Genomic DNA, 12,449 nt, shown 5'->3' on the forward strand with positions numbered 1-12,449 from the left:
AAGACCTGTTCAAAGCCCACTGTGCCCACCGGCAGAGGCGACCCGCGCAGCCCCGGCCCGCGATCGGGACCTGCCCCGCACATCCTGCGCGGCGGCGACGTCGCCCGGTCACCCCCGCCAATGCCGGCCCCACTGCCATCGGCACGCACAGGGCGACTGCCGACGCCGCACATCCGGGCACGGCCGTACCGGCCCCGTCAGCCTGATCGGCGTGAATGTTGCCATCTGCACCACGCAGCATCCCCTCACACAGCCAAGCTGAACTAAGCCTTCCGTCGAATACTCGCGCCGATCGGCTCCGGGCTATAATTGCCAGCTGTCGCCCGTGGGTGCTGAGCGCGACCTTCCCCCTCCCGATCCCCTAAGAAAAGGTGCCGGCAAACACCGGCTCTGACATGGCCAACGCAAGCAGCCTGATAAAGCAATTCCAGCAGTCTTCCCCTCTGGCCGGCGGCAACGCCGATTACGTCGAGAACCGCTACGAAGCATGGCTCGCAGACCCGGAGTCGGTGTCGCCCGAATGGCGCACCTATTTTGAAACCTTCAAGGGCCGCGAGGCCGGTGACGTACCGCACTCGGTAGTGCTGGAACGCATCGCGGTGGCCGCACAACTCGCGCCACGCCTGGGCCCGAGCTCGGTCGTCAGCGACGGTTATTCGGAAAGCCAGGGCGGCGTCCGCAAACTGGTCACCGCCTACCGCTCGCGTGGCCACCTGGGCGCGGCACTCGATCCGCTGGCGATGACCGCCAAGCCCGGCGCACCGGATCTGGACCTGCCGTTCCATGGCCTGTCCGATGCCGACCTGGATGTCGAGTTCTCCACCGGCGCCTTCTTCGGCCCCGAGCGCATGACCCTGCGCAACCTGCTGTCGGCGCTGCGCGCCACCTACAGCAGCTCGATCGGCGCCGAGTTCATGCACATCTCCGATGCCACCCAGCGCCAGTGGATCTACAAGCGCCTGGAAGCGGCCGGCGGCAAGTTCGGCTTCGATGCCTCGCAGAAGAAGCGCATCCTCGAGCGCCTGACCGCCGCCGAAGGACTGGAACGCTACCTCCACACCAAGTATGTGGGCCAGAAGCGCTTCTCGCTGGAAGGCGGCGACAGCCTGATTCCGCTGCTGGACACGATGATCGAACGTGCCGGTGAAACCGGGGTCAAGGAAATCGCCATCGGCATGGCCCATCGTGGCCGCCTCAATGTGCTGGTCAACACCCTGGGCAAGCCGCCGCACAAGCTGTTCGACGAGTTCCAGGGCAAGTTCGACCAGCCCGACCTGCCGGACCACTCCGGTGATGTGAAGTACCACATGGGCTTCTCCTCCGACGTGCAGACCGTCGGTGGCGCAGTGCATCTGGCGCTGGCGTTCAACCCTTCGCATCTAGAGATCGTCGATCCTGTCGTCGCCGGCTCGGTGCGCGCCCGCCAGGTGCGGCGCGAGGACACCGCGCGCGACCAGGCCATCTCGCTGCTGATCCACGGCGACGCCGCCTTCGCCGGCCAGGGCGTGGTGATGGAACTGCTGCAGATGTCGCAGGCGCGCGGTTTCACGGTCGGCGGCACGCTGCACGTGGTGATCAACAACCAGGTCGGCTTCACCACCAGCCGCCCGGACGACGCCCGCTCCACGCTGTATTGCACCGACGTGGCCAAGTTCGTCGGCGCGCCGGTGTTCCACGTCAACGGCGACGACCCGGAAGCGGTTGCTTTCGTCGCGCAGCTGGCCTTCGACTACCGCCGCGAATTCAAGCGCGACGTGGTAATCGACCTGGTCTGCTACCGCCGCCACGGCCACAACGAGGCCGACGAACCGGCCGCGACCCAGCCGTTGATGTACCAGAACATCCGTGCCCGCAAGACCACGCGCGAGCTGTACGCCGAAAGCATTCAGGCCAAGGGCGTGATCAGCGCCGACGAGGCTGCCGCGATGGTTGCCAGCTACCGCGACAAGCTCGACAAGGGCGAAGTCACCGCGCGCCTGGCCGCTCCGGATGCAAGCGTTGAAACCATCGACTGGTCGCCGTTCCTGAAGGGCACGCTGACCGAAGACGGCAAGACCGGCGTGCTGCGCCGCGAGCTGGAAGAGCTGGCCCGCACCATCACTACACTGCCAACCGAACTGAAGCTGCACTCGCGTGTGGCCAAGATCTACGAAGACCGCCAGAAGATGGCCAGCGGCGAACTGCCCGGCGACTGGGGCTTTGCCGAAAACCTGGCCTACGCCACCTTGCTGAAGGAAGGCTACCGCCTGCGCTTGGTGGGCCAGGACGCCGGCCGCGGCACCTTCTTCCACCGCCACGCGGTGCTGCACGACCAGAACAGCGGCAAGACCTTCCTGCCGCTGGGCCAGCTGGCCGACAACCCCGAACACGTCACCGTGATCGACTCGCTGCTCAGCGAGGAGGCGGTGATGGCGTTCGAATACGGCTACGCCACCTCCGATCCGAATACGCTGGCGATCTGGGAAGCCCAGTTCGGCGACTTCGCCAACGGTGCCCAGGTCGTGATCGACCAGTTCATCAGCTCCGGCGAGGCCAAGTGGGGCCGTCTGTGCGGTCTGGGCCTGTTCCTGCCGCACGGCTACGAAGGCCAGGGTCCGGAACACAGCTCGGCACGCCTGGAGCGCTTCCTGCAGTTGTGCGCACTGGACAATATGCAGGTCTGCGTGCCGACCACACCAGCGCAGGCCTTCCACATGATCCGCCGCCAGATGAAGCGCGCCACGCGCAAGCCGCTGATCGTGATGACGCCCAAGTCGCTGCTGCGCCACAAACTCGCGGTATCGACGCTGGACGAACTGGCCAACGGCCACTTCCAGCGCCTGATTCCGGACAGCTTCGCGCAGGATCCGACCAAGGTGCAGCGCGTGATCGCCTGCTCCGGCAAGGTCTATTACGACCTGCTGGAGGAAGCCCAGAAGCGCGGCGTGGACAATGTCGCGCTGGTGCGTGTGGAACAGCTTTACCCGTTCCCGCGCGAGGCTCTGATCGAGGAAATCAAGCGCTTCCCGAACGCAGCCGATCTGGTCTGGTGTCAGGAAGAACCGATGAACCAGGGCGCCTGGTACCAGATCCAGCACCATCTGCGCTTCTGCCTGCAGGGCAAGCAGAAACTCAGCTACACCGGCCGCTCGCGTTCGCCGGCGCCGGCTGCCGGCCATTTCGCCACCCACGTCGCCGAACAGGCGCGTCTGGTCGAAGATGCGCTGGTCGCCCCGCTCACTGGCGACCACGTCGCCGAATGACCGTATCCTTGCCCTTCCACTGATATCGCAACCCACGCCACGCGCAAAGGACGACACACCATGTCCATCGAAGTCAAAGTCCCGGTGCTGCCGGAATCCGTCTCCGACGCCACCATCGCCAGCTGGCACAAGAAGCCCGGCGATGCGGTCTCGCGCGACGAGAACCTCGTCGATCTGGAAACCGACAAGGTCGTGCTGGAAGTTCCCTCGCCGGTTGATGGCGTGCTGAAGGAAATCCGTTTCGATTCCGGCGCCACCGTCACCTCCGAGCAGGTTCTGGCGGTGATCGAGGAAGGTGCGGCCGCCGCTGCACCGGCAAAGACCGATGCCCCGCAGGCCAGCGAAGCCGCCAAGCCTGCCGCTCCGGCCGCCGCTGGCGCCGCTGCCCCGGCAGTCGCCGCCAGCGCTTCTTCGCTGCCGCCGGGCGCCCGCTTCACTGCGGCCGTGAATCAGGTCGATCCGGCCGAGGTGGCCGGCAGCGGCCGTCGTGGCGCGGTGACCAAGGAAGACATCCTTAACCACCTGAAGAACACCCCGGTCGGCGGTGGCGCACGCCCGGAAGAGCGCGTGCCGATGACCCGCATCCGCAAGCGCATCGCCGAGCGCCTGATGCATTCCAAGGACTCGATCGCGATGCTGACCTCGTTCAACGAGGTCAACCTGGGCAAGGTCATGGCGATGCGCAAGGAGCTGCAGGAATCCTTCGTGCAGGCCAACGGCATCAAGCTCGGCTTCATGAGCTTCTTCGTCAAGGCCGCGGCCGAGGCACTGAAGCGCTACCCGATCATCAACGCCTCGGTTGATGGCGACGACATCATCTATCACGGCTATTCCGACATCTCGATCGCCATTTCCACCGAGCGCGGGCTGGTGACGCCGGTGCTGCGCAATGCCGAGCGCATGAGCTTTGCCGATGTCGAACATGCCATCGCCGACTACGCCAAGGCCGCGCGCGAAGGCGGACTGAAGCTGGAAGACCTGCAGGGTGGCACCTTCACGATCACCAACGGCGGCACCTTCGGCTCGCTGTTCTCGACCCCGATCGTCAACCCGCCGCAGAGTGCCATCCTGGGCATGCACGCGATCAAGGAGCGCGCGATCGTGGAAAACGGCCAGGTCGTGGCCGCCCCGATGATGTACCTGGCGATCTCCTACGATCACCGCATCATCGATGGCAAGGACGCGGTGCTGTTCCTGGTCGACATCAAGAACCAGCTGGAAAACCCGCATCGCATGCTTTTGGGCCTGTAAGTTCAAAAGCACGGGAGTGGGGATTTGGGATTGGGATTCGTAGAAGCGAAAAGCTCGCGAAACCCCGCTCCCGCAAATCCCCGATCCCATTGTGCACGCGGAATCGGGAATGGAGAGTCGGGAGTCGTCAAAGCAAAAGCCCGCAATGACCCGCTTTTAACGATTCCCCATTCCCAAATCCCCATTCCCGTTGAGAGCGAATCCAATGAGCGAACAAACCCAATTCGACGTCATCGTCATCGGAGCCGGCCCGGCCGGCTATCACGCCGCGATCCGTGCCGCGCAGCTGGGCCGCAAGGTGGCCTGCATCGACGCCGCGCTGGGCAAGGACGGCAAGCCTGCACTGGGTGGCACCTGCCTGCGCGTGGGCTGCATCCCGTCCAAGGCGCTGCTGGATTCCTCGCGCCAGTTCCACAACTTGCAGCACCTGTTCGGCGAGCACGGCATCACCGCCAACGACGCGAAGATCGACGTCGGCACGATGATCGGGCGCAAGGACAAGATCGTGAAGCAGTTCACCGGCGGCATCGAGATGCTGTTCAAGGCGAACAAGGTCAAGCCGTACTTCGGCTTCGCCACGCTGCACGCCAACCGCCGGGTCGTGGTCAAGCAGCATGACGGCAGCGAAGTCGAACTCAGCGCCGCCAACGTCATCCTTGCCGCCGGCTCGGATTCGATCGAACTGCCATTCGCCAAATTCGATGGCGAAACCATCGTCGACAACGTCGGCGCACTCGACTTCACCCAGGTGCCCAAGCGCCTGGCGGTAATCGGCGCCGGCGTGATCGGTCTGGAACTGGGCAGCGTCTGGAAGCGTCTCGGCGCCGAAGTCACGATCCTGGAAGCGATGCCGGACTTCCTCGCCGCCGCCGATGCCGAAGTGGCGCGCACCGCCGCCCGCGAATTCAAGAAGCAGGGCCTGGACATCCGCCTTGGCGCCAAGGTGTCCGCCGCCGAGATCATCGGCAAGGACCAGGAACGCCAGGTGCGGATCAGCTTCCAGGACAAGTTCGGCGAGCAGTCGATCACCGTCGACAAGCTGCTGGTGGCGGTCGGCCGCCGCGCCGCGACCCGTGGCCTGTTGGCCGAGGATTCGGGCGTCAAGCTCAACGAGCGCGGCCAGATTGAGGTCGACGAACACTGCCATACCGGCGTCGACGGCGTCTGGGCCGTGGGCGACTGCGTGCGCGGCCCGATGCTGGCGCACAAGGGTTTCGAGGAAGGCATCGCGGTGGCCGAACTGATCGCCGGCCTGCCCGGCCACGTCAATTTCGACACCATTCCCTGGGTGATCTACACCGAGCCGGAAATCGCATGGGTCGGCAAGACCGAACAGCAGCTCAAGGACGCAGGCGTGCCGTACAAGGCCGGCAGCTTCCCGTTCGCCGCCAACGGCCGCGCCGTGGCGATGCTGGAGCCGGCAGGTTTCGTGAAGATCCTGGCCCATGCGGAAACCGATCGCGTGCTCGGCATGCACCTGGTCGGCGCCAACGTCTCCGAACTGGTGCACGAAGGCGTGCTGACGATGGAATTCAGCGGCTCGGCCGATGACCTGGCACGCATCTGCCACGCCCATCCGAGCTTGTCCGAAGTCATCCACGACGCCGCGATGGCAGTCGACAAGCGCGCGATCCACAAGGCGAATTGACGAACAGGGATTGGGGATACGGGATTCGGGAGTTGCAGAATTCCGGTCCCGGACGCTCCCGCGATTCACATGGGCGGAAGCGTACCCCAGCTCCCGTGACACAGGTTCCACACTGGAATTCCGCCATGAACATTCCCGCCACCTTCTCCGCCTTCCGCATCCACGGCAAGCACGACAGCCAGTGGCGTGCCGGCATCGAGCAGGTGTCGCTGGGTGAGCTTTCGCCCGGCGAGGTGGTGATCCGTGCCGCGTATTCCTCAGTCAACTACAAGGATGCGCTGGCCGGCAGCGGCAAGAGCCAGATCCTGCGCCGCTTCCCGCTCATCGGCGGGATCGACGTGAGCGGTGTCGTGGTGGCGTCCGAAAGTCCGGATTTCGTGGTCGGCGAACAGGTGCTGGTGACCGGCTGCGGCCAGTCGGAAGTGCGCGATGGTGGTTACGCCCAGTACGTACGCGCCGAGGCCGCCAGCGTGGTACGGCTGCCGGACGGGCTGGACCTGCGTCAGGCGATGATCATCGGCACCGCGGGATTCACCGCAGCGCTGGCGCTGCTGCGCATGGAACGACTGGGCCAGCGCCCGGAACAGGGCCCGATCGTGGTCACCGGCGCCAGCGGCGGTGTCGGCATGATGGCGATCGACATCCTGACCCGCGCCGGCTACGAAGCACATGCAATCACCGGCAAGCTCGACCGGCTGGATTTCTTCACCATGCTCGGCGCGCGCCAGGTGATCTCGCGCGAAAAGCTCTACTGGGGCCAGCGCCCGCTGGAACCGACCCACTGGGCCGGTGCGATGGACAGCGTCGGCGGTGAAATGCTCGAAGGCCTGACCCGCGTCATCGCGCCGCAGGGCAGCATCGCCAGCTACGGCATCGCCGGCGGGCAGGAATTGCACACCACGGTGCTGCCGTTCGTCCTGCGTGGCGTGTCGCTGATCGGAATCACCGCCTCCAACGCGCCGCGTGCCGACCGTGATGAGGTCTGGAACCGGCTGGCCGGCGATTGGCGTCCGACGCATCTGGAAGCGATCTGCACCCGTGAGGTCACGCTGGAAGAACTGCCGCAGGTGTTCGACACGATGCTGGCAGGTGCCTCGTTCGGGCGGACCCTGGTGCGGCTGGATGACAGCGGCCCGGCCTGAAGTGCCGGCATTTCAAGCACATGGCGCAGTTTTACGCGGGGTTCCAGGCCATTTGGGCGCAGTAGCCAGCAGCTTCACGCCTTCGTGCAAGGCGTACGCGCGCCGCACATATCCCACCTCCGGCAAGTCCGATCGCGGCGCATCCATCCCTGCCCTTTGCCGCCATGGCGGTGGCTGGGCGAAGATTCCGGGCTCGCCGCTTTCCCCACAAAGCCCAGCACACCACGGCTGACCGGCCCGCCAACGCCCCGGAGCTATCGTGATCGCCTCCCTTCAACCCGGCCCGGTGACCGGCTAGAATCGGAACCTTCAACCAGGGGGCACCGGATGTCCGGTGGCCAATGCAACAAGCCGAGGAACCTATGGCACGTGTTCTGATCGTCGATGATTCACCTTCTCAATTGATGGGCATGAAGCTCATCATCGAGCGCCTCGGGCACGAGACGCTGACAGCCGAGGACGGCGCACTGGGCGTGGAAGCGGCCAAGCGGGAATTGCCCGACCTGATCCTGATGGACGTGGTGATGCCGAACCTCAACGGATTCCAGGCCACGCGTTCGATTTCCAAGAACGCCGAAACCGCACATATCCCGATCATTCTGGTGACCACCAAGGATCAGGAAACCGATCGCGTCTGGGGCATCCGTCAGGGCGCCAAGGCCTATCTGACCAAGCCGGTCAACGAGGCCGCGCTGATCAAGCTGGTCAAGGAACTGCTGCCGTCCTGATTTCAGGCCCGGCAGCGCAACCGTGCTGCCGGGCTGCATCTTGGCAGGTGCCGCACCTGCCGCCGCCTCGCCCTTCGCGCGATATCCGCGGCGCCCCTTCCCATCCGCATCCTGCCGCCTCTGCATCCGGCTGTCGCCGCGTGCGGCCATGGTCGGGCAGGTACTACACTAGCGGCCTTGCCCTGATCCTTGAGTACCGATGAGCTGGCTCCAGAAACTGATGCCCTCGCGCATCCGCACCGAAGGCCCGAAGAAATCCGGAACCGTACCGGAAGGGCTCTGGGAGAAATGCGAAAGTTGCGCCGCCGTGCTGTACCGGCCGGAGCTGGAACGCAACCTCTACGTCTGCCCCAAATGCGATCACCACATGGCGATCGCGGCACGCTACCGCCTGGACGCGCTGTTCGATCCAGGCAGCGCACACGAACTGGACGCCGGCCTGGGTCCGGTGGATGCGTTGAAATTCCGCGATTCCAAGAAATACGCCGACCGCATCCGCGCCGCGCAGAAGCAGACCGGCGAGAAGGACGCTCTGATCTCGATGCACGGCCTGCTCAAGGGCAGCGCCCTGACCGCCTGCGCCTTTGAATTCCGCTACATGGGCGGCTCGATGGGCGCGGTGGTGGGTGAAAAATTCACCCGCGCGGCCGAATACGCGCTTGAGCATGGCACCCCGCTGGTGTGCTTCTCCGCCACCGGCGGCGCGCGCATGCAGGAAGGCCTGTTCTCGCTGATGCAGATGGCCAAGACCTCGGCCGCGCTGGCGCGCATGCGCGAGGCCGGACTGCCATACGTCTCGGTGCTGACGCATCCGACCACCGGCGGCGTTTCCGCCAGCCTCGGCATGCTGGGTGATCTCAACCTGGCCGAACCCAAGGCGCTGATCGGCTTTGCCGGCCCGCGCGTGATCGAACAGACCGTGCGCGAAACCCTGCCGCAAGGCTTCCAGCGCAGCGAATTCCTGCTCGACCACGGTGCCATCGACGCCATCGTGGATCGACGCCAGCTGCGTGAAAAGCTGGCCGCCCTGCTCGCCCTGCTGATGCGCGCACCGGCGCCAGCGCCGGATCCGGTGCAGGAAAGCAGCGAGGAGCCGGCCGCCTGACGCGGCCATCCTGATGGGCGCACGACGCTATTTCGGCACCGACGGTATCCGTGGCCGGGTCGGTGAAGGCGCGATTTCTGCCGATTTCGTACTGAAGCTGGGCTGGGCCCTGGGCCGTGCGCTGGCCGTCGGGCAGCGTCACCCGGTCGTGGTGATCGGCAAGGACACGCGCATCTCCGGCTACATGTTCGAATCGGCACTCCAGGCCGGGCTGGTCGCGGCCGGCGCCGATGTGCGCCTGCTCGGCCCGATGCCCACGCCCGGCGTGGCCTACCTGACGCGCTCGTTGCGCGCCGATGCCGGCATCGTCATCAGCGCCTCGCACAATCCGCACTACGACAACGGCATCAAGCTGTTCTCGGCGCAGGGCGAGAAGCTCGACGACGCCACCGAGCTGGCGATCGAGGCCGCACTGGAACAACCCTTTTCCACCGTCGCCTCCGATGCGCTGGGCAAGGCTGCGCGCATCGTCGATGCGGCCACTCGCTACGCCGAATTCTGCAAGGCCTCGGTCGGCGAGGATTTTTCGCTGGCCGGCCGCCGCATCGCGCTGGACTGCGCGCATGGCGCCACCTACCAGATTGGCCCGCAGGTGTTTTCCGAATTGGGCGCACAGGTGCTGCCGCTGGGCACCGCACCGGACGGCCTCAATATCAACCGCGACGTCGGCTCCACCCACCCGCAGGCGCTGGCCGCACTGGTGCGCGAGAAGAACGCGGATCTGGGCATCGCCTTCGATGGCGACGGCGACCGCGTGCTGTTCGTGGACCGCAACAGCCAGGTGATCGACGGCGATGCACTGATCCATGTGCTGGCCGGTCACTGGCATGCCAGCGGTCGCCTGCACGGGCCAGTGGTCGGCACCCTGATGACCAACTTCGCGCTGGAAAAGGCATTGGCCGGGCGCGGCATCGGCTTCATCCGCACCAAGGTTGGCGACCGCTATGTGCACCAGGCACTGGTCGAACACGGCGGCGTGCTCGGCGGCGAAGCCTCGGGCCACATCCTGTGCCTGGACCGCGCCAGCACCGGCGACGCCATCATCAGCGCGCTGCAGGTGCTCGAAGCCCTGCGCGCGCAGGGCCTGACGCTGGAACAGGCACTGGCCGACTATCACCCGCTGCCGCAACGTACCGTCAATATCCCGGTGCGCGGCGGCCAGCCGCTGGCACACCCGGATGTGGTCGCCGCACGCGAGCGCGCCGAGACCGAACTGGCCGGTCGTGGTCGGCTGGTGCTGCGCGCCTCCGGCACCGAGCCACTGATCCGCGTCACGGTCGAAGCCGACGATGCCGGCCTCATGCAGTCCGTGCTGGATGCGCTGTCGTCTGCGGTCAGCGCCGCCATCTGACGCTGTTCAAAGCTGTTCAAGGACAACGCAGGGGGCGGATTTGACCCGCCTCAAGCGGCGCCCGGCAAAACCCCTATCCTTTGGTCTTTTCCACCCATCTTGCAGGTATCGCGTACATGAGCTCCGTCATCCCCACCCTGGACATCCGTCGTTTCGACAGCGATCGTGACGCCTTCGTCGCGGAACTTGGCGCGGCCTACCGCGAATGGGGCTTCGCCGGCATCCGCCATCACGGCATCCCGCAGGACCTGATCGACGGCGCCTACGACGCCTTTCAGCGCTTTTTCGCACTGCCCGCAGAGGTGAAGAAGAAGTACCACGTGCCCGGCGGCGGCGGTGCGCGCGGCTATACCCCGTTCGGCGTGGAAACCGCGAAGGATTCCAAGCATTTCGATCTCAAGGAGTTCTGGCACGTCGGGCGCGAGCTGCCAGCGGACAGCCACTACCGCCAGGTGATGGCCGACAACCAGTGGCCGGAAGAAGTCCCCGAGTTCAAGCATCAGGCGCTGGCGCTGTATGGCGCGCTGGACGAGCTGGGCTCGCGCGTGCTGTCAGCGCTGGCGCTGCACATCGGCCTGCCGCAGAACTGGTTCGCCGACAAGACCGATGCCGGCAACTCGATCCTGCGCCCGATCCACTACCCGCCGATCACCGCCGACGACATCCCCAACGTGCGCGCCGGCGCGCATGAGGACATCAACCTGATCACCTTGCTGGTCGGGGCCAGTGCAGCGGGCCTGGAAGTGCTTTCACGCAAGGGCGACTGGGTACCGTTCACCGCCGATGCCGACACCATCGTGGTCAACATCGGCGACATGCTGCAGCGCCTGACCAACCACGTGTACCCGTCCACCACGCACCGCGTGGTCAACCCGCCGGGCGACGAGGCACGCCAGCCGCGGTATTCGACACCGTTCTTCCTGCACCCGAATCCGGATTTCCTGATCGATGTGCTGCCCTCGTGCATCACGCCGGACAATCCGAACCGCTATCCGGAACCGATCACGGCGCAGGGCTACCTGGAACAGCGTCTGCGCGAGATCAAGCTGATCTGATCCCTGGTTGCAGCATCACATCCGATCCGGCCCACGTGGCCGGATCGGCGTGCCGAAGCGGCTCAGTCGCCGTCGCGGATCGCGGCCGACTTCTTCGCCATCGTGCGGCGCAACATCACATCGGGTATCAGCTTGAACGCCATCCGCATCAACTTGTAGCCGGTACCGGGAATCACCACGACCTTGCCGGCCTCGGCGCCCTCCACGCCCAGCCGCGCGACCTCGTCGGCCTGCAACCACATCCACTTCGGCAGCTTCGATACCCGCTCACGGGTGCCGGTGACATCGTGGAATTCGGAATAGGTGAAGCCCGGGCACAGCGCGCAGACCTGCACCCCGTGCGCGGCGTTTTCCAGCGCCAGCGACTCGCTGAACTTGATCAGGAAACTCTTGGCACCCGCATACAGCGTCTGCCCGTTGGAGCTCGGCGCCAGGCCCGCGAACGAGGCCACATTGAGAATCCGGCCGTTGCCGGCAGCACGCAGTTGCGGCAGAAGGCGCCAGGTCAGCTCGCTGACCGCCGTCACCATCACCTGCAGGAACGCGGCGTGGGTTTCCCACGACGAGGACAGGTAATTGCCCGGCACGCCGTAGCCGGCGTTGTTGACCAGCACACGGATGCCGATACCGCGCTCGGCCAGCGCCTCGACCAGCCGGCGCGGCGTGGCTGGATCAGCCAGATCGGCGGCGATCACCACGCACTCCACCTGCTTTCCAAGCTCCTGTGCCAGCGCTTCGAGCCGATCGGCACGGCGCGCGGTCAGCACCAGCGGCACCCCGCGGGCGGCGTACTGGCGTGCGATTTCGGCACCGATGCCGCTGGAGGCACCGGTGATCAGGGCATGTGTGGGCTGCGACATCGGATCATCCGCGTGGTGTGACTGCCGACAAGCATACGGCAGCCGCCGCGCCGGGCGATCCGGCACG

9 protein-coding genes are annotated in these 12,449 nt (G+C 65.7%); 8 read left to right on the top strand and 1 reads right to left on the bottom strand.

Annotated features, from left to right (window positions below; all coding sequences use genetic code 11):
- Window positions 1-395: 395 nt before the first annotated feature.
- From WDB66_RS10370 to WDB66_RS10405, 8 genes are all read left to right on the top strand, one after another.
- The gene (locus WDB66_RS10370; RefSeq protein ID WP_339398504.1) at window positions 396-3,242 is read left to right on the top strand and encodes a 2-oxoglutarate dehydrogenase E1 component; all 2,847 of its coding nucleotides are present in this window, start codon (window positions 396-398) and stop codon (window positions 3,240-3,242) included.
- A gap of 60 nt (window positions 3,243-3,302) precedes the next feature.
- Window positions 3,303-4,493 (top strand): dihydrolipoyllysine-residue succinyltransferase, encoded by a 1,191-nt coding sequence (sucB, locus tag WDB66_RS10375; protein WP_339398505.1) that lies wholly within the window; start codon window positions 3,303-3,305, stop codon window positions 4,491-4,493.
- A 205-nt stretch (window positions 4,494-4,698) separates the two neighbouring features.
- On the top strand, window positions 4,699-6,141 hold the full coding sequence (gene lpdA, locus WDB66_RS10380) for a dihydrolipoyl dehydrogenase (RefSeq protein ID WP_339398506.1): 1,443 nt from the start codon (window positions 4,699-4,701) through the stop codon (window positions 6,139-6,141).
- A 125-nt stretch (window positions 6,142-6,266) separates the two neighbouring features.
- Window positions 6,267-7,283 carry an acrylyl-CoA reductase family protein gene (locus WDB66_RS10385; protein ID WP_339398507.1) on the top strand — a complete coding sequence of 339 codons (1,017 nt, stop codon included), beginning with the start codon at window positions 6,267-6,269 and terminating at the stop codon, window positions 7,281-7,283.
- A gap of 362 nt (window positions 7,284-7,645) precedes the next feature.
- On the top strand, window positions 7,646-8,011 hold the full coding sequence (locus WDB66_RS10390) for a response regulator (RefSeq protein ID WP_339398508.1): 366 nt from the start codon (window positions 7,646-7,648) through the stop codon (window positions 8,009-8,011).
- A 199-nt stretch (window positions 8,012-8,210) separates the two neighbouring features.
- The gene (gene accD / locus WDB66_RS10395) at window positions 8,211-9,116 is read left to right on the top strand and encodes an acetyl-CoA carboxylase, carboxyltransferase subunit beta (protein WP_339398509.1); all 906 of its coding nucleotides are present in this window, start codon (window positions 8,211-8,213) and stop codon (window positions 9,114-9,116) included.
- A 13-nt stretch (window positions 9,117-9,129) separates the two neighbouring features.
- Complete coding sequence (gene glmM / locus WDB66_RS10400) at window positions 9,130-10,467, top strand: phosphoglucosamine mutase (RefSeq protein ID WP_339398510.1); 1,338 nt, start codon at window positions 9,130-9,132, stop codon at window positions 10,465-10,467.
- A 116-nt stretch (window positions 10,468-10,583) separates the two neighbouring features.
- The gene (locus WDB66_RS10405; RefSeq protein WP_339398511.1) at window positions 10,584-11,522 is read left to right on the top strand and encodes an isopenicillin N synthase family dioxygenase; all 939 of its coding nucleotides are present in this window, start codon (window positions 10,584-10,586) and stop codon (window positions 11,520-11,522) included.
- A 62-nt stretch (window positions 11,523-11,584) separates the two neighbouring features.
- On the opposite strand, the gene WDB66_RS10410 is transcribed toward WDB66_RS10405, so the two are convergent.
- Window positions 11,585-12,382 carry an SDR family NAD(P)-dependent oxidoreductase gene (locus tag WDB66_RS10410; protein ID WP_339398512.1) on the bottom strand — a complete coding sequence of 266 codons (798 nt, stop codon included), beginning with the start codon at window positions 12,380-12,382 and terminating at the stop codon, window positions 11,585-11,587.
- Between the last annotated feature and the right edge of the window lie 67 nt (window positions 12,383-12,449).

The organism is Denitratimonas organivorans (assembly GCF_037478135.1).
In the GTDB taxonomy this organism is placed as follows: Bacteria; Pseudomonadota; Gammaproteobacteria; order Xanthomonadales; family Xanthomonadaceae; genus Denitratimonas.